Below are 25,150 nucleotides of genomic sequence, written 5' to 3'. Positions count from 1 at the left end.
CTAAATTTTATAATATTAAGCTGAAAAAAATAGATTAGTTGAAGAGAAATTAAAAAAGTTAATACAAATAAAGATTGTTATTTCATTCAATTATATTAGAAAATAGGGTTTACTTTAATTAAAGTAAACCCTATTTATTATGACTAGGATACTTTTAGGTAGTGCCTAAAAATTGTCATTTTTTTTTTTTTTAGCTATTAAGCATTACAGGCATTACTAGCATGGTTACCGTTTCGCCTTCGTCTAATCCGTCAGCAGGAGTTAATATACCTGCACGATTTGGCATAGACATTTCTAACTGAATCATATCACTTTGTAGATTGGTAAGCATTTCCATTAAGAAACGTGAGTTAAAACCAATTTGCATATCATCACCTTGATAGTCACAAGTAAGACGTTCTTCTGCTTTATTTGAGTAATCAATATCTTCTGCAGAAATATTTAATTCGGCACCAGCAATTTTAAGTCTGATTTGATGGGTTGTTTTGTTAGAAAAAATAGCCACACGACGAACAGAACTTAAGAACTGTGTACGGTCTATTAATAGTTTGTTTGGGTTTTCTTTTGGAATTACGGCTTCGTAATTAGGATATTTTCCATCAATTAAACGACATGTTAAGACATAATTATCAAAAGAAAAAGTCGCATTAGCATCGTTGTATTCTATTGTAACTTCTGCATCTGAAGAAGCTAAGATCCCTTTTAAAATAGTTAATGGTTTTCTAGGCATGATAAAATCAGCAACTTGGGAAGCTTTTACATCAGTTCTAGCGTATTTAACTAGTTTATGAGCATCTGTAGCTACAAAAATTAGCCCTTCTGGTGAAAACTGGAAGAAAACACCACTCATTACAGGACGTAAATCATCATTACCTGCTGCAAAAATAGTTTTACTAACAGCTGTAGATAGTACTTCCGCAGGAACTAATGTTTTAGAAGGATCTTCTAATACAACTGCTTTAGGAAATTCAGCACCTGGTGAGTATGCTAAAGCATATTTACCAGATTGAGAGCTAATTTCAATAGTATTATTCTCTTCTACTGTAAAAGTTAGTGGTTGTTCAGGAAATGTTTTTAAAATTTCCAATAATAGTTTAGCTGGTACAGCTACACTTCCTTCACTTGTAGAATCTATGCTTAGAGAAGCCGACATAGTAGTTTCTAAATCTGAAGCAGAAACCACTAATTGGTCTTGTTTTAATTCAAATAAAAAATTGTCTAAGATAGGTAACGTATTACTACTGTTTATTACACTACCTAAGACCTGTAGTTGTTTTTGTAAATAAGAACTCGATACAATAAATTTCATCGCAAATTATTTAAGTAAGTAACCTTATGGTGTATAGATTTTTAGTTTTTACAAATATATCGTAAACTAATTAGTTTTTGAAATTATTTTTTTAAATAATTATCGAGCAAATTTTCGTTTTCTTAAATAGTTAAAAATAAGGCCAAATAGTGCTAAAATAATTAAGGGAGCACCTACTGTAATGAATTGAATATAGGTGTATTCTTCATATACTTTCTCTTTATCGAGTAGAGGAAGATCAACTTCTTTACTACGAATGTTGATTAATCCATTATCATCTAATAGAAAATTTACACAATTCATTAAGAACTCTTTGTTTGCATATAGCTGATTTGTCCATTTATCAAAGCCTAATTCCATAGGCTGTCCATTTTTATCAAGCTGATTTTTCATGATATCACCATCTGAAATAATTATCATCTTAGTTTCCTTACCTACGTTTTTAAAATCAGTTGATTTAAAAGCTAATACACGATTTTCAAATACAGAATGAAATTTCCCTTCTAATAGTACTGCTACAGGGAAATTTCCTGGAACATATTCTTTCGCTATAGGTTTTTCATTTACCATTTCTAGATTTACCTCTACAGGTGTGCCTATTGTTCTAGAATATGGTGATGATTTTAATAAAATTGTTTTCTTTATATTGTTTTTTAACGTATCAATAGGATTGGCAAATTCAAATTTAACACCGTCAATATTATTTACAATAGGATGTTTACTTTCTGTATAAACAAATGGAGAATACAACCACGGATAGTTTTGATATTGTGTTTCGCTACCTTTTTTACCTGTTGCAAGAGCTATTCGTACAGCTTGCATATCCTTGATTAGAATAGGATTTATACGGAGACCATATTTGAAGAATAAGTCATTCAGACCTAAATTGTTTGCAAAGGCTAAAGTGCTTCCTGTTTGATTTAAATCTTCCATAGAAACATTTACAGCGTCAATTAACCAAAGTGATTTTCCCCCATTTATTACAAATTGGTCTAATACCTGTTTTTCTGCATCTGTAAAACTAGATTTTGGTTTTGCAATAATTGCTAAATCAAATGTTTTAAGTGCTTTTTCTATTAATTCAGGTTTCGTTTTTGCAGAGTCTAAGGGGAAAGGAGCAATAAAATAATTATCACGAACAGTTTGTAAAAAATCTGCTTTTAAAATATCAGGCAGTTCATTTTTACCTTTTATAATAGCAATTTTTTTCTTTTTTTCTGTTGTAATTTTATGAAACGCATCTATAAAGGCATATTCTAAATGTTGTACAGAATGAATTATTTTTTGTTCTGTACTAGCACCCATACGATTTTTTAATAATGGTACTTTAGTGCTTTTTCCTTTATATGTAGCAATAGCCCAAGGATAAACTACCTCTTGTGATTGTTTTCCCTTGTCATCAACAGTTATTTTGATAGGGGTTAATCCGCGTTCATAAAATTGTTGCATTACAGCTTCTGCTTCATCGGGATTTTCTAGAGGATTAACAAATTGGAATATGATATTAGAATTATAAGCCTTTAATTCTTCTAGTATTTGTTTCGTTTCTAACTGTAAACGCTTAAATTCTGTCGGGAAATTACCTTCTAAGAAGACATCTATATAAAGTGGCTCTTGCGCATTTTTTAGAATAGATAAAGAAGTTTCTGATAATGTGTATCTTTTATCTTGAGTTAAATCAAAACGTTTGAAAATATAGTGGCTGATGATATTTATTGCGACTAATCCAAGGATAAGACTGATCATTTTTTTTGCAGTATATTTCATCTTATTTCTTGTGGTTTTTAAGGTTAATAACGGTTAGTGTAAAAAGAAGAATAGTATACTTGTAAAATAAATTAAGTCGCGAGTGTCAATTACACCTCGGCTAATACTTTTATAGTGATAATCCATTCCTAAGGACGCTATAAAATCATTAAATTTCCCTAAAAAGGTGAATGTAGAAATTCCTTGAAATCCAAAATAGAATAAAAAACAAAGGAATACAGCTACTAGAAAAGCAATAATTTGATTGTCAGATAGAGTAGAAGTATAAATACCAATAGAAGTATAAGATCCAATTAAAAATAATAAACCAAAATAAGATCCTAATGTACTCCCAAAATCTAAATTTCCTTCAGGAAGTCCTAGATCATAGATTATTTTTACATATACTAGTGTGGGAAGGATAGCGATGAGAATTAATAAAAATGCACCTAATGATTTTCCTCCTACAATTTCGCTTAAACTCATAGGTTTAGTAAGTAAAAGCTCAATCGTTCCTTGTTTTTTCTCATCTGCAAAACTTCTCATAGTTACTGCGGGAATTAAAAATAATAAAATCCAAGGAGCAATTGTAAAAAAAGGAGCTAGATCTGCAAAACCTGAATTAAGAATATTATAATTACCTTCAAAAACCCATAAAAATAATCCAGTTATGAGTAAAAATAAAGCTATAACTAAGTAACCAATGGGGGATCCAAAAAATGATCGAAATTCTTTTAAAAGTATGGCTTTCATAAAATTGTATATAGGTTAAAAGTTTAATTATTAAACTTTCTAATGAAACAAAAGTAGTTGAATAACCTTAAGTTAAACTAAAGAAACTAGTTTATTTACACTCCAAGCTTCTGGTTTATCATTGAATAACTTTTTGGTAAAACTCCAAACTTCATCAAATAGTGCAGAATTTCGGTAGTTTTCTAGGTCTTCTGCACTTTCCCAATAGCTATAAGTAAAAAAATGCAAGGATTATCTTGATCTTGATAAAGTTCTAATAAGCGATTACCAGGCGAATTTCGAATTTTATCTTTTATTTGTTCAAAATTTTCTAAAAAAGAGGGAATGTTTTCTTGATGAAAACTAAGTTTTACTATTCGGGTTAACATATGGCTGCTTATGTATTTGTGATTATTGTGTAACTTTATTCAAAAATAACGCTGACTGTATCTCTATATTTTAGACCTAATAGTGATTTAGCTGTACCAGTAGTGTTTGGATTACTCTTGAAAATAGCAATTTCAAGATAGCCTGCTTCATTAAAAAGTGCTAATTTTTCACCTTCATAGTCTTTTAGCGTATAACCTTCTCGGATATTAAAATCAGAATAAGAACGATGTATTTTTTTGATGGTTTTATTACCAAATTTTATTTCAAATTTTTTCTCAATACTTAATTTTTCAAAGGAATTTCTGGTAATGTTTGTTACACAATTTCCGTAGTGGTCTATGTATATAACATTTCCTTTTATTTTATTTGTCTCTACTATTTCTTGTAGTTGATTTTGCGGCTTTAATTGTTCAATTTTTTTGCCAATTACATCCAGTTGTCCTCCTTTTGCAATATGACAAGCAACAGCTAACAAGATATCCGTATCAGTAGCTGTTTTAGGTAGATGATTAGCAACATTTATTTCAGTTATACTATCTGGTTTCTGATTTTGACAAACTAAACTCATAATTCCGTTATCAGCACAAACAAAGTAGTGTTCATTCCAATATACAACAAGATGTTTTGTAGTACTAGTTTGTTCACTATCTACCCCAATTAGATGAACCGTGCCTTTTGGAAAATTATAATATGCTGCACTAATTACGTAACTAGCTTCTATTATATTAAATAAATCTATTTGGTGAGAAATGTCAACAATTTGAGCATTAGGGATTTGTGTGAAAATTTTTCCCTTTAGTGCACCTACAAAGTGGTCTTTGAGTCCAAAATCGGTAGTAAGTGTAATTATTGACATTCGATTGTTTATAACTATTGCTGTATTATTGAGGCAAAATTAGTAGATTTGGGATAAACAAAACGAATTTATTTTTAACTAAATTAACCTCACTTTGAACGAAAGAGTTATAGAATTAGAAAATATTGCCCCTAAAGAATTTTGGGGAGCCCATGATAAACATTTAGAAAGTATAAAAAAATATTATCCAAAACTTAAAATTGTAGCTAGAGGTACAACATTAAAAGCTTTTGGAGAAGAAGAAGTTTTAGATGAATTTGAAGTACGTTTTCGTAGACTAATGTTACATTTTACTCGTTTTAACAGTATAGATGATAATGTTATTATGCGAATTGTAGAAGGTGATGTACAACAAACTAACCAAATGTCAGATCATGATAAAATATTAGTACATGGAGTAGGAGGAAAGTTGATAAAAGCAATGACTCCTAATCAGCAATTATTAGTAGATACTTTACAAAAAAATGATATGGTTTTTGCTGTAGGACCAGCAGGAACAGGAAAAACTTATACAGGGGTTGCTTTAGCTGTTAGAGCATTAAAAGAAAAACAAGTTAAAAGAATTATATTAACTCGACCAGCTGTAGAAGCAGGAGAAAATTTAGGTTTTTTACCGGGTGATATGAAAGAAAAATTAGATCCCTATATGCAGCCACTTTATGATGCCTTACGTGATATGATTCCTCCTCAAACTTTAGAAGATTATATTATGAAAGGTATTATTCAAATTGCCCCCCTTGCATTTATGAGAGGTAGAACATTAGATAATGCGTTTGTTATATTAGATGAAGCTCAAAATACTACGCATAGTCAAATGAAAATGTTCCTTACTCGTATGGGGAAAAATGCTAAATTTATTATTACAGGAGATCCAGGTCAAGTAGATTTACCTCGTAGAACGATATCAGGTTTAAAAGAAGCTCTTTTAGTCTTAAAAAATGTAGAAGGAATAGGAATTATTTATCTAGATGATAAAGATATTGTACGTCACAAATTAGTTAAAAAAATTATTGATGCGTACAAGAGTATAGAAAATCAAGATTAAGATTTAAAAAAAAAAAATATTTTTTTAAATAGGAAAAATAAAAAAAGCTTATTAAAGAAGCGATTATCCATGATCTAAACTAAATAAAGAATGAAAAATTTTTTGAATTTAGAAAAGTTAAGACAAGTGTAATACTAGCCGTAGCAATAAGAGTTTTTAGAAATTTCATTGCTTAATAAGTATATTATTCCAGTTTTTAAAACGTAGATCCTCTAATGTATATTCGTTTAGTGTTTGAATAAATGTATTATATCCTTTTTGGAATAAATGTTTTAATTGACATTCACTACTAGGAAAAATACAGGGTTTTGCATTACAGTCAATAATAGGATCTTCATCTTGTTCTAATAAATGAATTAGATTACCAATAGGAGTTTTCAAGGTTTTTTCAGCAATACGTATACCACCTCCCTTTCCTCTTTTGGTTTCTATTAAATGATGATGGGAAAGAAACTGAATCACTTTAATTAAGTGATTTCTAGATAAATTAAAAGTACTCGCAAGTTCATCTAAAGAAGTAGATTCTTCTTTATTCAGATGAATTAAATAAATCAGTACCCGCATAGAAAAATCAGTAAAGTGATTCAGTTTCATAAATTTTTTTAATTAAGATTTAAAACCTGTGGACCAAATTCTTCAAAATGAATTGAATTTTTATCAACACCTAAGTTAATAAGTGATTGGTACTGAGATTTTATAAATAATTCAGGTCCACAAATATAATATTTAGCATTTGCTATCAAAATTTCTTCTTGATGATTCTTTAAATTAATACGTCCTCTTCTTATTGTATCAGTTTCAGAATCTATTTGCTCATAATAAGTATAGGATCTTAAATTTTTATCAATTTCAACTATTTCTTCTACTTCATTTTTAAATGCCTGTACTTTTTCGTTACGACAGCTATGTATCCATACAGTTTGATTGTTATAATCTTTTTGGCTTTGTAACATACTTAATAAAGGGGTAATACCTATTCCTCCGCTGATTAATACCATTGGATAATCTACTTTTTCTTCAATATTAAAAATTCCCGCTGGAGCTGATAATAATACTTCGCTACCTTCTTTTTATTATGTAAAACATTTGAAACCAATCCATCAGGATTGCTGTTACTTCCTTTTTCTAATTTGACAGATATTCTATAGTACTTTTCGTTAAATGATGAAGATAGGCTATATTGTCTTGGTTGTTCGTGTCCTAATTCCTCTATATGAGTTTTGATTGTAATGTATTGCCCAGGTAAATAATCAGCAATAGCCTTATTGTCCTTTGGAGTTAGATAAAATGATTTTATCTCTTCGCTTTCTTCAACTATTCTTGTAATAACAAAGCTTCTCCATCCTTTCCATCCTCCTTTTTTGTTAAGATTATTTTGATACATTTCTTCTTCTATTTGTATCATTATTTCAGCTAATTCCCAATAAGCTTTAGCCCAAGCACTCAACAAATTTTCAGTTGCTGATTCTTCTAAGACTTCTTTTATAGAAGCAATAAGATGATTACCTACTATTTCATACTGTTCCTTAGTAATATTAAGGCTAACATGTTTATTTCCAATTGATTTAAGCACATCTATTAATACACTTGGATTTTCTATGTGTTCTGCATAAGCTAAGACAGCCATGGCTAATGCCGTTTGTTGTCTTCCATTTGCTTGATTTCCTAAATTAAATATGTTTTTTAGCTCAGGATTATAAGTAAACATTCTATTGTAAAAATGTTTTGTTAATAGTACACCATTTTCTCTTAATACTGGAATAGTAGCTTTAATTAATTCTTTTTCACTTGTTGTCATTATAAATTATATTTTATAAAAACAAATATATTAAAAAACCTTAATAAGTTGTATTTTATATACAACAAATAAAAAAATGATTTATCTTGTCAATAAATAGGAAAGCTTTACTTTTGTAGTACTCTTTACAATAAATGTAAATTATAACAACACAACACAAATGAGCACTATTACTTCTACCCAGTTTAATTTTCCTGGGCAAAAATCAGTTTACCACGGAAAAGTACGTGAGGTTTATAATATTAATGATGAATTGTTAGTTATGATAGCCACTGATCGTTTATCAGCTTTTGATGTTATTATGCCAAAAGGAATTCCATATAAAGGTCAAATTTTAAATCAGATAGCGACCAGATTTATGGAGATGACACAAGATATTGTTCCTAATTGGCTAGTAGCAACACCTGATCCTAATGTAGCAGTAGGGCATTTATGTCAACCCTTTAAAGTTGAAATGGTTATTAGAGGTTATTTATCAGGACATGCAGCTCGTGAATATGCTTTAGGGAAACGTGTATTGTGCGGTGTTACAATGCCTGAAGGAATGAAAGAAAACGATAAATTTCCAGAGCCTATTATTACACCAACAACTAAAGCGGATGTAGGCGTACATGATGAAGACATTTCAAGAGAAAACATTTTAGCACACGGAATCGTTTCAGAAGAAGATTATCTAATTTTAGAAAAATATACACGTGCTTTATTTCAAAGAGGAACAGAGATAGCGGCCTCACGGGGATTAATCCTAGTTGATACAAAATACGAATTTGGTAAAACAAAAGAAGGAAAAATAGTCTTAATTGATGAAATTCATACACCCGATTCCTCTCGTTATTTTTATGCTGACGGTTATCAAGAAAGACAGAATAAAGGAGAAAATCAAAAACAATTATCAAAAGAATTTGTTCGTCAGTGGTTAATATCCAATGGGTTTCAAGGAAAAGAAGGACAACAAATACCGGAAATGACTAACGAATACGTAGAAACAGTTTCTGATAGATATATAGAATTGTATGAAAATATTATAGGAGAAAAGTTTCAAAAATCTGATATTTCAAATATTCATGATCGAATTGAAAAAAATATTTCTGAGTTTTTAAAAAAAGTAAATAACTTGATTTTATACCTATCTATACTCCATAATTACAATTAGAGTATAATAACTTAATAAAAAGCATTAATTGAAGACACTATTTTTTATGAGAAAGATAATTTTATTTCTTTCTATTACTTTATTCTTATCTTGTAGTAAAGATACAGAATTTATTGATTTAAATACAACTAATAATTCCATTAATGTAGCTTCTTTAGTCCCAGATGAAAAAGAGTTAAAAGAATATTTTAATATAGAATTTACTCAAGATATCGATCAGGCTATTAATAATATAGAGACCATTAAAGAATTAAAAAAAATAGGAAGAAAAAAATATTAGTCGAAAATACACTAGTAGAAACAAAAGATGCTAAAAAGGAACAATTATTGTTAAAATTTCAGGTAAAGTAGATAATAATGCTTTTTCAAGGACCTATACATTTTTAGGGTTTATTCAAAGTTCATATGATTCACATATAGCAAGAAATATTAAGATAAAATGGAAAGCTGAATTTCAAAATAATCCTGAAGAGTTAGCAAATATAGATTTTGATGCTCTTTACCGATTAAAAAAAACAGACTTGTTTAGTATAGAATATTTAACTAAATGGGTTGATTTATATTCAACTAAACCCAATACAAATCAATTATATAAATTTACTTCTGAGGATTTAAAAGATATTAAAATAGAAAAAGTAGTATATGATGGATATTCAGGTATTGATATTAATTTAAAGTATAAAAATAATGAATCTGTAGCTGTTTTTTTAAAATTTGACAAAGACAATTATTATAAGACAAAAGTATCTTTAAATGAGAATGAAATAAAAAAATATTATGCTCAAGGTGTGTATCAGAATTTTAATTCTTTCTATAGAAGATTAACTAATCTTTCTAATGAAAATGATTTCGTTTTAAAAATAAAATCACTCGGCGGTTCACCAAACATCCTATTTAATAAAGAACTTAATACTATATCATGTGAGTTTTTATTATTAACAAAAGAAGGTGATCAGTTAGCTTATTTTACTCATGAATTTAAAGGATTTAAACCATTGTCTGATTTATCCAAAGAATTAGTAGTTCAAACAACTGACGATTTAAATCTTTATATGAAAGAACTATTAAAAGATACCCCTGATGGTGATGTAACGGGAATAATTTCAAAAGGAAGGATATCTTTAAATTTATACGAAAAAACTCAATTTGCAATTATTCGAAAAGATCATATAATTGACAATATAGATCAAAATTTAGTGATTCGTTTGCCAAATAACCAATTAGCTTTAAAATTAAAGAATGCAATTGTGAAATCAGTAATAGGAAGCATTGATTTTTCAGCTTTATTACCTTCAAGTGAAAATGCTATACATCAAGATATTTTATTATTTAATCCTGTTTTTAAAGTATATTCAGCAATAAAAACACATGACAAATTAATAGTTGAATTAGAACTTAAAAAAGCTAATTTTTTAACAATACAGAATATTCAAAAAACAATTGAAATAAAATTATAAAAAATAAACAGAATATTATGTATTCTAAAGCAGTATCAAGTGTAAAAAAATATAGAAAATAAAAAATAGGCTGTTCTAAAAGTAAAAAATCAACACACAGTTTGTCACTCCTACGTAAGGAGGAATCTCATATCAGTACTACGTGATTTCTCCCTTTGGTCGAGATGACAAGATTGCGGACTTTTTGGACAGCCTCTTTTATTTTAATATATTTAAAAATCGATCGATTACTTTAATTTCTATGAGTAAAAAATGACAGCAACTATTCTTCCTGATTTTTAAGTTATATAATTAGACATTTTTTAGCTAAGTCGTTGTTTTTTTATCGTGATAAGAAGTAAAATTGTTAATACTAAGTTTATCATTACCTGAAATAAATCTTTATTCTCTTTATAAATGTCAAATGTTGTTTTTTTATGTTATATCTTGTTAATTAATGACTTAGAGTGTTGAAGTCTTAATTTTTTTTTTTTTTCTTGATGGTGTTGTATTTTTTTAAACAAAAAAGTTTAATTATTTAGTTTTTGGCATTATATTTGCAGAATTCATTTGGATTTTAATTTATATTAAATCTAAATAAAACTTATAAAAAATATGATGTTATGAAAAAGATGATTTTATTCCTTTTTGTTAGTTCAATACTATCGTGTAGTAAAGATAAAGAATTAGCAGATTTAAGTAATGGTAATAATAATAATAATGAAGTTACTTCAAATAATGAAACTTCAGTAGATCCAACTGAAAATGAATTAAGAAAATATTTTAATATAGAATCAACTCAAGATATTGACCTAGCAGTTAATAATATTACAACTATTAAAGATGCAAAAACAATAGGAACAAAAGAAATAGTAGTTCAAGAAGCTATAATAGAAACTAAAAACATAGAATTAGGAACAATTAGTACTAAAGTTTCAGGAAAGATAGGAACTAAAGAATTCTCGAAAAAATATACATTTTTTAATTTTGTGCAAAAACCTTACGATTCATATATGGCAAGTAGAGCATATATGAGATGGAAGCCAGAATTTGAAAAAGATCCAGAAATATTGACAAGTATAGATTTTGATGCTTTATTCCGCTTGAAAAAGACAGATTTATTTACGATTGAATATTTAAGCAAATGGATAGATATATATTCTAGTAGCCCAAATCCTAACGTATTCTACAAATTTACATCAGAGGATCTAAAAAACACAAAAATTGTAGACGTACAATATAGAAATGATGGATTATATTTTAAAATTAAATATAAAAATCAAGAAGGTAAAAGTATGTCTTTATCTTTTGATAAAGACGAATATTATAAAACAAAAGTAGTTTTAGATAAGGATGAAATTAAAAAATATTTTGCCGAAGGTGTTTATCAAAATTTTAATGACTTTTATGGGATCCTAACAAAATTGTCAAGTGGAAATGAATTTAACTTAAAACTGTCAGATAATAGTAATCCTCGTTTAGATAGAAGTAGTAATACTATTTCATGTCATTTAACTCTATCTACAAAAAAAGATGATGAATTAGCTGTTTTCGAATATCAATTTACAGGATTTAAATCACTATCTGATCTATCTAACGATTTAGTAGCCCAAACAACATTTGAATTGAGCTCATATATGGAGCGTTATTTACAAAATGTTCCTGATGGAGACGTAACAGAAAAGCTTAGTAAGACATTGCGTATTTGGGTTAAAAAAGTAGAGTTTGGTATTATTAGAAAAGATAATATTATTAATACTTTAGGAGGAAATCAAATTATTCGATTACCACAAGGTCAATTGGCTCTAAAATTAGAAGTCAGCAAAGCTACTCAAAATGGAGTTTCTGTAGAAGCTTTGTCAACTATAAGCAGAAGAGCTATGCATCAAGATATACTATTAGTAAACCCTTATTTTGGAATAAAATCAGCAATTAAAAAACAAGGAAAGCTAATTTTTGAATTAGAGTTACAATATGTTAATGAGGAATCATTAAAAGATGTTAAAAGAAAAATAGAAGTTCAATTGTAAAAAACAGTATTTATTACATATTCTTTTTTTTAAATAAATTGTAAACTGAGGGTGTACTAAAAGTCTCTAATCTTCCTGTTTCGACCGAAAAAAATATATAATGTTGATTATACGATTCCTGCTTAGAGCAGGGTAAAAAAACGGTCTATTGATTTTTTACTTTTTGAACAACCTCAGTAAAAACCTCCTAATCCTCAAAACAAATCTCTTTTAAAAGAAATATAATATACCATTAAAACCTTATTAAAATCAATCATAAGGTTGTAGTATTACTAAATGAGATTAGGAAGATACTTGTTAAATAAAAAAAATATTCTATATTGTATTTAGATTAAAATATCCCGATAATTTTTTATAATTATTCTACTTTTCATTAATTTTTAAAAAACACTCATGAAAATAATTGATTTATCTAAAACAGTTTATCAAAATCCAAATGATCCTTTCTTTATGAAAGTTAAAATCAAACATAAATCTCATAAAAAATCTAAATGGATTATAAGATTATTTGGATTGCCTTTTAATTTATTTCCAAAACATTTTACAGGATGGGCTGATGATATGATAAAGCAATTGGGAGTACATGCAACCACACATTTAGATGCTCCATATCATTATGGGCCAATTTCTGAAGGTAAACCTGCCAAAACAATTGAACAAATACCTTTAGAATGGTGCTACGGAAACGGAATTGTTATAGATATGAAACACAAAGAAGATTTTGAAATAATAACAAAAGACGATATTCAAAAATTCTTAGATCAGCAGCAGATCAATATTCAGCCAGGAAATATTGTTTTAATAAAAACAGGTCGAGATAAACATATATACGAAAAAGATTATTATAAAAAGGAACAGGTATGTCAGCAGAAGCAACATTGTTCCTAATTGAAAAAGGAGTAAAAGTAATGGGGATTGATCAATGGGGATGGGATTTACCATTGCCTTATCAGATAGAACAAGCAAAAAAACAAAAAAGGAATGACATTTTTTGGGAAGGTCACTTAGTAGGAGTAGATCATGAATATTGTCATATGGAACAGTTGGTAAATTTAGATCAACTTCCATACACCGGTTTTAAAGTCGCTTGTTTCCCTTTAAAGTTAAAAGGAGCTTCAGCAGGACCATCTAGAGTTGTGGCTATATTAGAATAATAAAACAATTGACCTACTTTTAAATAAATACCTATTGAGTATATTGAACATACTCAATAGGTAGATTTAAATAACAATTAGATAATAAAAAAATAACTAGTTCAAAAAAAATATTCCCCTAAAACCTAATAGTCAGTTAGAAAAAATATTTTAATAACACTTAAGTATCCAAGTTGTTAAGACTATTCATATAACTAAATTTTTCTCCTTAAAGTAAACTACTTTATTCTAAATAAAGTAATCTTTATTTTTAAATAGAATCTACAAACTAAACACTACTTATTACAATCCAAATTAGAATTATCATATAAATTCAACAAATTAATTGTAATTAACTACTTCTAAATAAATATAAAAGACGAACTAATCAATTAGATTAATGCCCTTTTATCAAGGAAAAACAACTTAAAAAAAATAAAATTTAAAAGTATTTCAATTATAAATAACTGTATAAAAATGAAATAGTAATATTTCAATAATCTTTGAGATAAATATATTTCTTGAATAATATTTTGAAAACCCAGCCTAATATTTAAATAATAATAAAATAAATCACTATGAAAATGATTAAAATGAAAAAAATTCTTTTAATATTAGTATTAATAATGAATTATTTTGCTTTTGCTCAGAATGTAAGATGTAAAATTTTAGAAACTAATAGTCAAGAAAACAAAAACTTAAGAGCTAATGGAATAGTACAATGGGATCAAGAAGTGCAACTGCCTCAAATAACAGATATTGATTTAGAAGAAGAATTTATAATTCCTGTTGTTTTTCACGTCTTTGATGAAGGATACGTTTACTATCCAGAAAAGAAAAAACGTTCACCTAACGCCTATTATGAATCTGATCAGAAAAAAATAACAGTTGAAAAAAATTCAAAAAGCCCTGGAAAAAGTAAATGAAGATTTTAATGGTTTAAATAATGATTATAATACAGTAGATCCAGATTTTGAAGCCATAAAATCAAAACTTAATATAAAATTTAAGTTGGCCAAAATAGGTAAAAAGGAAAATATAGAGCAGATGGCTGCGTTATTTTTTATAAAGATGATGAAAAAGGCTTTGGGAACAATGATGAAAAAAATAAAAAATCTTATACAAAAAAAAATATGCTTGGGATAACAATAAATATCTTAATGTATATATACAAAATGATCTTTTTGATGATCAAATAAATAACTCAGGAGTAGCAACTTATCCAAATCAAGAAAAAACAAATAATAACTTTTCCAGAATAGTTTATAGTGGAACATCACTTTATGGTAATGTTGATAATGAATTTGCATCAACACTTACTCATGAATTTGCCCATTTTTTAGGACTAATACATACTTTTGAAAATGGTTGTGGAGGAACAGATAAAGTAGACGATACACCTCAAGAAGATTCTCTTGTAGATAATAATAATTGTAATCCAGTTTTTAATTGTAATATGCAAAAAGTTAATAATGAAAATTATATGGGATATAATGGATCATATGGATGTTACAAAATGTTTACAAAAGGACAAGTAAAGCGTATGTATAAAGCATTGCATCATTCTAGTAGAAAAAATTTATGGCAAGAAAAAAATTTAGTAGCTACAGGTTTAAAAGAAGGAGAACTACTATCAGATTATCAAATAGATAAACAAGATAATTTTAATATATACCCAAATCCCTTTAATTCTAAAATCGAAATTATGCTAAAGGAAGATATAAAAGAGATTAAATTATTTAGCATTTTAGGTGAAGAAATAATTGTAAATATTCAATATTTAAACAATAGTTTAATTCTAATAGAAAAACTAGAAGCTTTAAAAGAAGGCTTATATCTAATGAAAATAACAACTTCCTCAGGGAAAACAATATCAAAAAAAATAACGAAAAGATAGATTCAAAAATCTATTTTAACACATTAGCTAATTATCACCTGATATTTTATAATACAATTTCCTAAAAAAACCTAACCTGAAAATCTATATGTTTTTCAGGTTAGGTTAATATTATAGATTATTTGAAATAAGAAAAATCTTCGTTATTTTCAATTTTCAATAAACTTTCATAAATCAGTTTAATAACATTTTCAACATCTTCTTTATGTACCATTTCAACCGTTGTATGCATATAACGTAGAGGTAAAGAAATTAAAGCAGATGCTACGCCACCATTGCTATATGCAAAAGCATCCGTGTCAGTTCCAGTTACCCTTGAGCTAGCATGTCTTTGAAAAGGAATTTCTTTTTCAGAAGCTGTATCAACAATTAAATCCCTTAGTCTGTTTTGAACGGCAGGAGCGTATGCTATAACAGGACCTCGACCTATTTTTAAATCACCTTCAATTTTTTTATCAATCATAGGAGTTGTAGTGTCATGACATACATCAGTTACAATTGCAACATTAGGCTTAATCGTTTGAGTAATCATTTCAGCACCACGTAATCCAATTTCTTCCTGTACTGAATTTACTATATACAACCCAAAAGGTAAAACTTTATTGTTCTCTTTAAGTAAACGCGCCACTTCCGCTATCATAAAACCACCCATTCGATTATCTATAGCTCGGCAAACAAATTTATCATTATTCAAAATCATGAACTCATCAGGATAGGTAATAACACAACCCACATGTATCCCTAGAGCCTCTACTTCCTCCTTATTACTACATCCACAATCTATAAAGATATTATGTAAGTTAGCACTTTCTTCCTTTCCTCTTCCTCGCGTATGGATTGCAGGCCAGCCAAAAACACCTTTTACAATACCATTTTTAGTGTGAATATTCACCCTTTTAGAAGGTGCAATTTGATGATCAGAACCACCATTACGTATAACATATATTAAACCATCTTCCGTAATATAATTTACATACCATGATATCTCATCACTATGTCCCTCTATTACCACCTTATAAGGAGCATCTGGATTTATAATACCAACAGCTGTTCCGTATGTGTCCGTAATGAATGAATCTACATAAGGTTTAAGATAATCCATCCAAATTTTTGACCTTCACTTTCATATCCCGTAGGAGAAGCATTATTTAGATAACGCTCCAAAAATTTATAGAAAAGTCATTTAATATTGATTCTGTATTCATAAAAAAAATTTTTGCTAAAATAAAAAAATGGTACAACACTTGTAGAATAAATGTATAATTTTGAGCCAAAAATAAAAAATCAATGTATAAATATAACATAACGGGAATATTTCTATTTTTTTCAGTATTCAGTATTACTGCTCAAGAAGTAAAAGTTGATTCTACCGAAATTGAAAAAAATTAGATATAAAAGACACAATCGCACAAGTCTCATATCAATTAGAAGAAGTTATAGTAACCAATCGAGCGTACAATTTCAAAACAGAAGAAGAACGAAAACGTTTTATGATTCTAAAACGCCGAGTTATGAGAACTTATCCCTATGCAAAGATAGCAGCTGAAAGATTAGTAGCCCTTAATCAAGGAATGAAGCTTTTAAAATCAGACCGAGATAAAAAAAAATACTTCAAAATAGTTGAAAAATTTTTAACAGAAGAATTTGAAGAACAATTAAAAAAATTAAGCAGAAAAGATGGGCAAATTTTAGTTAAATTAATACATCGTCAAACAGGAACTACCACTTATGATTTGATTTCTGAATTAAAAAGTGGATGGAAGGCTTTTTGGGCAAATAACACAGCAAGTTTATTTGATATAAATTTAAAAACTAAATATGAACCAGATTTAGTTGCAGAAGATTACCTTATAGAAAGTATATTATATAGATCCTTTATAGATGGTAAACTAGTTTCACAAGAGTCTAAATTAGGGCACAATTATAATGAACTTCAAAAAAGCTGGCGCCAGAAAGTAAAAGAATATAAAGAAAGACATCCCGAACTCCAAAAATAAACTATTATTAAGAAGGCTATTTTAAACTTAAAAATAGCCTTCTTTAGTTAGTAAAGTTTTGATTTAATATTATTTTTCTTCATCAAAATATAAGAGCAATAAAAATTCATAAACCTTTCATTATTTTCCTTCATTCAAGTAACTACAACATATACCTTAGAAAAATCACTATGTAATAAGAGTCAAAATGTTTTAGGATCATCTAAACAATAAATTTAAAACAAACAAAGTTCCAATCTAAAAACACTATATAAAGTATACCTCTTTAAAAAAAGAAAAACTATTTCTAATTCATAAACCCCTCGATTAAAAATAACTCATTATATATAAAATCCTTTAAAACCCATCAAAATTTAAAAATAATAATAAAAAAACAAGATAAAAATCCGTAACTTATTGATACGTAGTTGGTAATAAAATAAAATAAAAAAAACACCTCAAAACCTTGCAAGAAACAAAAAAAAGATAGTATCTTTGCACCCGCAACAGCGAAGTTCTTTAAGTTAATGTTAAGATGTTTTTCGAAGCTTACTTCAAAAAAAGTTTTCAAAAAACACTTGCAAATTTAAAAGAAATTTTACCTTTGCACCCGCTGAGACGATAAGTCAAAAGCGACAAAAAGTAAAGAAAAAGTTCATAGACATATTGGATTGACAGCACGTTTTAATAGAGATATTAAGACAAACAAAATTTAAGAGAGTAAGAAAACTAGCGACTTTGTCAAAAAACTAGAGCGCAAGCTCAAAAAAATACGATGAAGAGTTTGATCCTGGCTCAGGATGAACGCTAGCGGCAGGCTTAACACATGCAAGTCGAGGGGTAGAAGGAGTTTGCTCCTTTGAGACCGGCGCACGGGTGCGTAACGCGTATGCAATCTACCTTGTACAGGGGGATAGCCCAGAGAAATTTGGATTAATACCCCATGGTATTTTTAAATGGCATCATTTAATTATTAAAGTTCCAACGGTACAAGATGAGCATGCGTCCCATTAGCTAGTTGGTGTGGTAACGGCATACCAAGGCGACGATGGGTAGGGGTCCTGAGAGGGAGATCCCCCACACTGGTACTGAGACACGGACCAGACTCCTACGGGAGGCAGCAGTGAGGAATATTGGTCAATGGGCGCAAGCCTGAACCAGCCATGCCGCGTGCAGGATGACGGTCCTATGGATTGTAAACTGCTTTTGTACAGGAAGAAACACTCCCTTGTGAGGGAGCTTGACGGTACTGTAAGAATAAGGATCGGCTAACTCCGTGCCAGCAGCCGCGGTAATACGGAGGATCCAAGCGTTATCCGGAATCATTGGGTTTAAAGGGTCCGTAGGCGGTTTTATAAGTCAGTGGTGAAATCTGGTCGCTCAACGATCAAACGGCCATTGATACTGTAGAACTTGAATTACTTGGAAGTAACTAGAATATGTAGTGTAGCGGTGAAATGCTTAGAGATTACATGGAATACCCATTGCGAAGGCAGGTTACTACGAGTTAATTGACGCTGATGGACGAAAGCGTGGGGGAGCGAACAGGATTAGATACCCTGGTAGTCCACGCCGTAAACGATGGATACTAGCTGTTTGGAGCAATCTGAGTGGCTAAGCGAAAGTGATAAGTATCCCACCTGGGGAGTACGCTCGCAAGAGTGAAACTCAAAGGAATTGACGGGGGCCCGCACAAGCGGAGGAGCATGTGGTTTAATTCGATGATACGCGAGGAACCTTACCAAGGCTTAAATGGGAGACGACAGATTTAGAAATAGATCCTTCTTCGGACGTCTTTCAAGGTGCTGCATGGTTGTCGTCAGCTCGTGCCGTGAGGTGTCAGGTTAAGTCCTATAACGAGCGCAACCCCTGTTGTTAGTTGCCATCGAGTCAAGTCGGGAACTCTAACAAGACTGCCGGTGCAAACCGTGAGGAAGGTGGGGATGACGTCAAATCATCACGGCCCTTACGCCTTGGGCTACACACGTGCTACAATGGACGGTACAGAGAGCAGCCACCACGCAAGTGGGCGCGAATCTATAAAACCGTTCTCAGTTCGGATCGGAGTCTGCAACTCGACTCCGTGAAGCTGGATTCGCTAGTAATCGCAGATCAGCCATGCTGCGGTGAATACGTTCCCGGGCCTTGTACACACCGCCCGTCAAGCCATGGAAGCTGGGGGTACCTGAAGTCGGTGACCGCAAGGAGCTGCCTAGGGTAAAACTGGTAACTAGGGCTAAGTCGTAACAAGGTAGCCGTACCGGAAGGTGCGGCTGGAACACCTCCTTTCTAGAGACATAAAAAAGACCTAGGGTCTTACTCTCGCTGTTAGTTCAAAAAAAAAGACTTAAAATACAGAGTCTCGTAGCTCAGCTGGTTAGAGTACTACACTGATAATGTAGGGGTCGGCAGTTCGAGTCTGCCCGGGACTACTTTTAACAAGTATTTTAAGAGAAAAGGAAATTTTAGAAGTTGAGTCCTTGAATTTTGAAATTTGAGATTTAAATTTTGAAATTAAAAACGGGGGATTAGCTCAGCTGGCTAGAGCGCCTGCCTTGCACGCAGGAGGTCATCGGTTCGACTCCGATATTCTCCACGAAAAAAATGATAATTATCAATTGATAATTGTTAATTGATTAAAGTTCATTGACATATTGAGATAAACATACAAACAAGTAGAAAGAACACAAAAAAATGTGAATTTTAAATTGTGAATTATGAATTGATTCATCATTTATAAATTAACATTTATAATTAAAAAAGAAACAATAAGCAAAATAAGGGCGTATGGGGGATGCCTAGGCTCTCAGAGGCGAAGAAGGACGTGATAAGCTGCGAAAAGCTGCGGGGATTGGCACATACGAATAGATCCGCAGATATCCCAATGGGGCAACCCACTATGTTGAAGACATAGTATCCGATAGGAGGCGAACCCGCTGAACTGAAACATCTAAGTAGGCGGAGGAGAAGAAAACAAAAGTGATTGCGTGAGTAGTGGCGAGCGAAAGCGCATTAGCCCAAACCAATGTTGTTACGGCAATATTGGGGTTGTAGGACCACAATATTTCTTGTAAACTGAATTAGAATAACCTGGAAAGGTTAACCAAAGAGGGTGATAGTCCCGTATAAGTAAGGGATATAAAGAATAGTGGTATCCTGAGTAGGGCGGGGCACGTGAAACCCTGTCTGAATCTGGCGGGACCATCCGCTAAGGCTAAATACTCCTGAGAGACCGATAGTGAACCAGTACTGTGAAGGAAAGGTGAAAAGAACCGTGAATAACGGAGTGAAATAGAACCTGAAACCATACGCTTACAAGCGGTCGGAGCATCATTAAGATGTGACGGCGTGCCTTTTGCATAATGAGCCTACGAGTTAACGTTGCTGGCAAGGTTAAGCACTTCAGGTGCGGATCCGTAGCGAAAGCGAGTCTGAATAGGGCGCTTTAGTCAGTAGTGTTAGACGCGAAACCGTGTGATCTACCCATGGACAGGATGAAGCTGTGGTAACACATAGTGGAGGTCCGAACCCGTTGACGTTGAAAAGTCTTGGGATGATCTGTGGGTAGGGGTGAAAGGCCAATCAAACTCGGAAATAGCTCGTACTCCCCGAAATGCATTTAGGTGCAGCGCTGTGGTCTAGTTATATAGAGGTAGAGCTACTGATTGGATGCGGGGGCTTCACCGCCTACCAATTCCTGACAAACTCCGAATGCTATATAATATACACAGCAGTGAGGGCTTGGGTGCTAAGGTCCAAGTCCGAGAGGGAAAGAACCCAGACCATCAGCTAAGGTCCCCAAATGTATGCTAAGTTGAACAAACGCGGTTTGATTGCATCGACAGCTAGGATGTTGGCTTGGAAGCAGCCATTCATTTAAAGAGTGCGTAACAGCTCACTAGTCGAGCGATCGAGCATGGATAATAATCGGGCATAAGCATACTACCGAAGCTATGGACAGAATATACTGTGGTAGGGGAGCATTCTAACATCGTAGAAGGTTTTTCGTGAGGGATGCTGGAGAGGTTAGAAAAGAAAATGTAGGCATAAGTAACGATAATGGGTGCGAGAAACACCCACACCGAAAAACTAAGGTTTCCGCAGCTATGCTAATCAGCTGCGGGTTAGTCGGGTCCTAAGGCAAAGCCGAAAGGCGCAGTCGATGGCCAACGGGTTAATATTCCCGTACTACTTATAATTGTGATGGAGTGACGCAGTGATGAAAGTACCGCGAACTGACGGAATAGTTCGTTAAAGTACGTAACTATAAGACCTATAGGCAAATCCGTAGGTTTTGGTGAAATACGATAGTACTCGGAATCTTCGGATGATGGGATAGAGTACCTAAGGGCTGCCAAGAAAACCTTCTAAACTTAGATTATAAGTACCCGTACCGTAAACCGACACAGGTAGTTGAGGAGAGAATCCTAAGGTGCTCGAGAGATTCATGGCTAAGGAATTAGGCAAAATAGACCTGTAACTTCGGGAGAAAGGTCGCCAGCGCAAGCTGGCCGCAGTGAAGAGGTCCAGGCGACTGTTTATCAAAAACACAGGGCTCTGCAAAATCGTAAGATGACGTATAGGGCCTGACACCTGCCCGGTGCTGGAAGGTTAAGAGGAGATGTTATGAGCAATCAGAAGCATTGAATTGAAGCCCCAGTAAACGGCGGCCGTAACTATAACGGTCCTAAGGTAGCGAAATTCCTTGTCGGGTAAGTTCCGACCTGCACGAATGGTGTAACGATCTGGACACTGTCTCAGCCATGAGCTCGGTGAAATTGTAGTATCGGTGAAGATGCCGATTACCCGCAGTGGGACGAAAAGACCCTGTGCACCTTTACTATAGCTTAGTATTGACCTTGGATAAGTGATGTGTAGGATAGGTGGGAGACTGTGAAATGGCGTCGCTAGGCGTTGTGGAGTCATTGTTGAAATACCACCCTTTGCTTATCTGAGGCCTAACTCTCAAAAGAGAGGACATTGCTTGGTGGGTAGTTTGACTGGGGTGGTCGCCTCCAAAAGAGTAACGGAGGCTTCTAAAGGTTCCCTCAGCACGCTTGGTAACCGTGCGTAGAGTGCAATGGCAAAAGGGAGCTTGACTGAGAGACATACAGGTCGATCAGGTACGAAAGTAGAGCATAGTGATCCGGTGGTTCCGCATGGAAGGGCCATCGCTCAAAGGATAAAAGGTACGCCGGGATAACAGGCTGATCTCCCCCAAGAGCTCACATCGACGGGGGGGTTTGGCACCTCGATGTCGGCTCGTCACATCCTGGGGCTGGAGAAGGTCCCAAGGGTTGGGCTGTTCGCCCATTAAAGTGGCACGCGAGCTGGGTTCAGAACGTCGTGAGACAGTTCGGTCTCTATCTACTGTGGGCGTTAGAAATTTGAGTGGATCTGACTCTAGTACGAGAGGACCGAGTTGGACTAACCGCTGGTGTATCTGTTGTTCCGCCAGGAGCATCGCAGAGTAGCTACGTTGGGAAGGGATAAGCGCTGAAAGCATATAAGCGCGAAACCCACCACAAGATGAGATTTCTTTTAAGGGTCGTGGAAGATCACCACGTTGATAGGCTATAGGTGTAAAGGCAGTAATGTCATAGCCGAGTAGTACTAATAACCCGTAAGCTTATTGTAAGCCTCCCCCTTGCCCTGTAAAGGAGGGGGGAAGCAGATTCTTTCTTTAAATGAATATTTATCTCAATATGTTAAAATATTGCTAGCTATAAGCTACAGTGAAAAGTAACTAGTAAAAAGTGAAAAGTCAAAGACTTATCACTATGAGCTAATCATTTATCACTTACAACCTTAAGGTGGTTATTGCGGCGGGGCTCACCTCTTCCCATTTCGAACAGAGAAGTTAAGCCCGCCAGCGTCGATGGTACTGCAATTATGTGGGAGAGTAGATCGCTGCCTTTCTTTATTCTGATTAGTAATTAGAATTTACATAAAAATCCCCTGAAAAGCAGGGGATTTTTTATCCTCGCAAAATAGAAAAGTTCCTAATTAGATTGAAAACAAGCTTTTAAAAATTTTTGAAAAAAAAGTAAAAAAGTCTTGTAAAAGCTAAAAGAAACACTATCTTTGCACCCGCTAAGACGATAAGTCAAAAGCGAAAAAAAGTAAAGAAAAAGTTCATAGACATATTGGATTGACAGCACGTTTTAATAGAGATATTAAGACAAACAAAATTTAAGAGAGTAAGAAAACTAGCGACTTTGTCAAAAAACTAGAGCGTAAGCTCAAAAAAATACGATGAAGAGTTTGATCCTGGCTCAGGATGAACGCTAGCGGCAGGCTTAACACATGCAAGTCGAGGGGGTAGAAGGAGCTTGCTCCTTTGAGACCGGCGCACGGGTGCGTAACGCGTATGCAATCTACCTTGTACAGGGGGATAGCCCAGAGAAATTTGGATTAATACCCCATGGTATTTTTAAATGGCATCATTTAATTATTAAAGTTCCAACGGTACAAGATGAGCATGCGTCCCATTAGCTAGTTGGTGTGGTAACGGCATACCAAGGCGACGATGGGTAGGGGTCCTGAGAGGGAGATCCCCACACTGGTACTGAGACACGGACCAGACTCCTACGGGAGGCAGCAGTGAGGAATATTGGTCAATGGGCGCAAGCCTGAACCAGCCATGCCGCGTGCAGGATGACGGTCCTATGGATTGTAAACTGCTTTTGTACAGGAAGAAACACTCCCTTGTGAGGGAGCTTGACGGTACTGTAAGAATAAGGATCGGCTAACTCCGTGCCAGCAGCCGCGGTAATACGGAGGATCCAAGCGTTATCCGAATCATTGGGTTTAAAGGGTCCGTAGGCGGTTTTATAAGTCAGTGGTGAAATCTGGTCGCTCAACGATCAAACGGCCATTGATACTGTAGAACTTGAATTACTTGGAAGTAACTAGAATATGTAGTGTAGCGGTGAAATGCTTAGAGATTACATGGAATACCCATTGCGAAGGCAGGTTACTACGAGTTAATTGACGCTGATGGACGAAAGCGTGGGGAGCGAACAGGATTAGATACCCTGGTAGTCCACGCCGTAAACGATGGATACTAGCTGTTTGGAGCAATCTGAGTGGCTAAGCGAAAGTGATAAGTATCCCACCTGGGGAGTACGCTCGCAAGAGTGAAACTCAAAGGAATTGACGGGGCCCGCACAAGCGGAGGAGCATGTGGTTTAATTCGATGATACGCGAGGAACCTTACCAAGGCTTAAATGGGAGACGACAGATTTAGAAATAGATCCTTCTTCGGACGTCTTTCAAGGTGCTGCATGGTTGTCGTCAGCTCGTGCCGTGAGGTGTCAGGTTAAGTCCTATAACGAGCGCAACCCCTGTTGTTAGTTGCCATCGAGTCAAGTCGGGAACTCTAACAAGACTGCCGGTGCAAACCGTGAGGAAGGTGGGGATGACGTCAAATCATCACGGCCCTTACGCCTTGGGCTACACACGTGCTACAATGGACGGTACAGAGAGCAGCCACCACGCAAGTGGGCGCGAATCTATAAAACCGTTCTCAGTTCGGATCGGAGTCTGCAACTCGACTCCGTGAAGCTGGATTCGCTAGTAATCGCAGATCAGCCATGCTGCGGTGAATACGTTCCCCGGCCTTGTACACACCGCCCGTCAAGCCATGG

General features: G+C 33.2%; 18 protein-coding genes, 2 tRNA genes, 4 rRNA genes and 2 pseudogenes. 17 read left to right on the top strand and 9 right to left on the bottom strand.

Features of this window, described 5'->3' with window-relative positions; all coding sequences use genetic code 11:
* Positions 1-190 precede the first annotated feature (190 nt).
* The 5 genes and pseudogenes from dnaN to JJC03_RS00100 all read right to left on the bottom strand — a co-directional run bounded on the left by dnaN (position 191) and on the right by JJC03_RS00100 (position 5,033).
* A complete protein-coding gene (gene dnaN, locus JJC03_RS00120; RefSeq protein ID WP_088400189.1) occupies positions 191-1,309 on the bottom strand; it encodes a DNA polymerase III subunit beta in 1,119 nt (372 codons plus the stop codon).
* Positions 1,310-1,408: 99 nt separating this feature from the next.
* A complete protein-coding gene (gene gldG, locus JJC03_RS00115; RefSeq protein WP_088400187.1) occupies positions 1,409-3,076 on the bottom strand; it encodes a gliding motility-associated ABC transporter substrate-binding protein GldG in 1,668 nt (555 codons plus the stop codon).
* 33 nt (positions 3,077-3,109) lie between these two features.
* Positions 3,110-3,808, bottom strand: coding sequence for a gliding motility-associated ABC transporter permease subunit GldF (gene gldF, locus JJC03_RS00110; RefSeq protein WP_235873763.1), 699 nt, complete (start codon positions 3,806-3,808; stop codon positions 3,110-3,112).
* 72 nt (positions 3,809-3,880) lie between these two features.
* A pseudogene (locus tag JJC03_RS00105) lies at positions 3,881-4,176 on the bottom strand (putative quinol monooxygenase).
* 35 nt (positions 4,177-4,211) lie between these two features.
* Positions 4,212-5,033 carry an SAM hydrolase/SAM-dependent halogenase family protein gene (locus tag JJC03_RS00100; protein ID WP_088400181.1) on the bottom strand — a complete coding sequence of 274 codons (822 nt, stop codon included), beginning with the start codon at positions 5,031-5,033 and terminating at the stop codon, positions 4,212-4,214.
* Between the two features lie 94 nt (positions 5,034-5,127).
* Here JJC03_RS00100 and JJC03_RS00095 point away from each other — a divergent pair, with 94 nt between their 5' ends.
* On the top strand, positions 5,128-6,078 hold the full coding sequence (locus JJC03_RS00095) for a PhoH family protein (RefSeq protein WP_088400179.1): 951 nt from the start codon (positions 5,128-5,130) through the stop codon (positions 6,076-6,078).
* Between the two features lie 165 nt (positions 6,079-6,243).
* Here JJC03_RS00095 and JJC03_RS00090 read toward each other — a convergent pair whose 3' ends face one another.
* Genes JJC03_RS00090 through JJC03_RS00085 form a run of 3 tightly spaced genes read right to left on the bottom strand, consistent with a single transcriptional unit; the run spans position 6,244 to position 7,876 of the window.
* A complete protein-coding gene (locus JJC03_RS00090; protein ID WP_088400177.1) occupies positions 6,244-6,672 on the bottom strand; it encodes an Rrf2 family transcriptional regulator in 429 nt (142 codons plus the stop codon).
* Positions 6,673-6,680: 8 nt separating this feature from the next.
* A complete protein-coding gene (locus JJC03_RS17025) occupies positions 6,681-7,076 on the bottom strand; it encodes a ferredoxin reductase domain-containing protein (RefSeq protein WP_258932029.1) in 396 nt (131 codons plus the stop codon).
* Positions 7,077-7,084: 8 nt separating this feature from the next.
* Positions 7,085-7,876: a globin domain-containing protein gene (locus JJC03_RS00085; protein ID WP_258932028.1), complete on the bottom strand. Its 792-nt coding sequence runs from the start codon at positions 7,874-7,876 to the stop codon at positions 7,085-7,087.
* Positions 7,877-8,036: 160 nt separating this feature from the next.
* Here JJC03_RS00085 and JJC03_RS00080 point away from each other — a divergent pair, with 160 nt between their 5' ends.
* From JJC03_RS00080 to JJC03_RS17015, 9 genes are all read left to right on the top strand, one after another.
* Positions 8,037-9,029 (top strand): phosphoribosylaminoimidazolesuccinocarboxamide synthase, encoded by a 993-nt coding sequence (locus JJC03_RS00080; protein ID WP_235873762.1) that lies wholly within the window; start codon positions 8,037-8,039, stop codon positions 9,027-9,029.
* 46 nt (positions 9,030-9,075) lie between these two features.
* Positions 9,076-9,309, top strand: coding sequence for a hypothetical protein (locus JJC03_RS00075; protein WP_235873761.1), 234 nt, complete (start codon positions 9,076-9,078; stop codon positions 9,307-9,309).
* Between the two features lie 241 nt (positions 9,310-9,550).
* Positions 9,551-10,486, top strand: coding sequence for a hypothetical protein (locus tag JJC03_RS00070; RefSeq protein ID WP_235873760.1), 936 nt, complete (start codon positions 9,551-9,553; stop codon positions 10,484-10,486).
* A 602-nt stretch (positions 10,487-11,088) separates the two neighbouring features.
* The gene (locus JJC03_RS00065) at positions 11,089-12,495 is read left to right on the top strand and encodes a hypothetical protein (protein ID WP_123895765.1); all 1,407 of its coding nucleotides are present in this window, start codon (positions 11,089-11,091) and stop codon (positions 12,493-12,495) included.
* 393 nt (positions 12,496-12,888) lie between these two features.
* Positions 12,889-13,383, top strand: coding sequence for a cyclase family protein (locus JJC03_RS00060; protein ID WP_258932026.1), 495 nt, complete (start codon positions 12,889-12,891; stop codon positions 13,381-13,383).
* Positions 13,356-13,649: a cyclase family protein gene (locus JJC03_RS17020; RefSeq protein ID WP_258932025.1), complete on the top strand. Its 294-nt coding sequence runs from the start codon at positions 13,356-13,358 to the stop codon at positions 13,647-13,649. Before JJC03_RS00060 ends, JJC03_RS17020 begins: the two co-directional genes overlap by 28 nt.
* Positions 13,650-14,221: 572 nt before the next feature.
* The gene (locus JJC03_RS00055) at positions 14,222-14,554 is read left to right on the top strand and encodes a hypothetical protein (RefSeq protein ID WP_235873759.1); all 333 of its coding nucleotides are present in this window, start codon (positions 14,222-14,224) and stop codon (positions 14,552-14,554) included.
* Positions 14,517-14,774, top strand: a complete 258-nt coding sequence (locus JJC03_RS00050) for a hypothetical protein (protein ID WP_235873758.1) — start codon at positions 14,517-14,519, stop codon at positions 14,772-14,774. The genes JJC03_RS00055 and JJC03_RS00050 overlap by 38 nt, the downstream gene beginning before the upstream one ends.
* Positions 14,743-15,525, top strand: a complete 783-nt coding sequence (locus tag JJC03_RS17015) for a M43 family zinc metalloprotease (protein ID WP_309597773.1) — start codon at positions 14,743-14,745, stop codon at positions 15,523-15,525. The genes JJC03_RS00050 and JJC03_RS17015 overlap by 32 nt, the downstream gene beginning before the upstream one ends.
* A 118-nt stretch (positions 15,526-15,643) precedes the next feature.
* Here the strand turns inward: JJC03_RS17015 and JJC03_RS00040 are convergent.
* Positions 15,644-16,730 (bottom strand): annotated as a pseudogene (locus JJC03_RS00040) (M42 family metallopeptidase).
* Between the two features lie 186 nt (positions 16,731-16,916).
* On the opposite strand from JJC03_RS00040, the gene JJC03_RS00035 reads away from it, so the two are divergent.
* From JJC03_RS00035 to JJC03_RS00005, 7 genes are all read left to right on the top strand, one after another.
* The gene (locus JJC03_RS00035; protein ID WP_309597772.1) at positions 16,917-17,522 is read left to right on the top strand and encodes a DUF4294 domain-containing protein; all 606 of its coding nucleotides are present in this window, start codon (positions 16,917-16,919) and stop codon (positions 17,520-17,522) included.
* Positions 17,523-18,273: 751 nt separating this feature from the next.
* Positions 18,274-19,790, top strand: a 16S ribosomal RNA gene (locus JJC03_RS00030).
* 69 nt (positions 19,791-19,859) lie between these two features.
* A tRNA-Ile gene (locus tag JJC03_RS00025) sits at positions 19,860-19,933 on the top strand.
* Between the two features lie 90 nt (positions 19,934-20,023).
* Positions 20,024-20,097: transfer RNA gene (locus JJC03_RS00020), tRNA-Ala, on the top strand.
* Positions 20,098-20,267: 170 nt separating this feature from the next.
* A 23S ribosomal RNA gene (locus tag JJC03_RS00015) occupies positions 20,268-23,138 on the top strand.
* Between the two features lie 172 nt (positions 23,139-23,310).
* A 5S ribosomal RNA gene (rrf, locus tag JJC03_RS00010) occupies positions 23,311-23,420 on the top strand.
* A 333-nt stretch (positions 23,421-23,753) separates the two neighbouring features.
* Positions 23,754-25,150, top strand: a 16S ribosomal RNA gene (locus tag JJC03_RS00005).
* The 16S, 23S and 5S rRNA genes sit together here with 2 tRNA genes alongside, the layout of an rRNA operon.

Source organism: Flavobacterium oreochromis, from assembly GCF_019565455.1.
GTDB lineage: Bacteria > Bacteroidota > Bacteroidia > Flavobacteriales > Flavobacteriaceae > Flavobacterium > Flavobacterium oreochromis.
The sequence above is the reverse complement of the archived record's forward strand: the minus strand, read 5'-3'. Positions and strand labels throughout refer to the sequence as shown.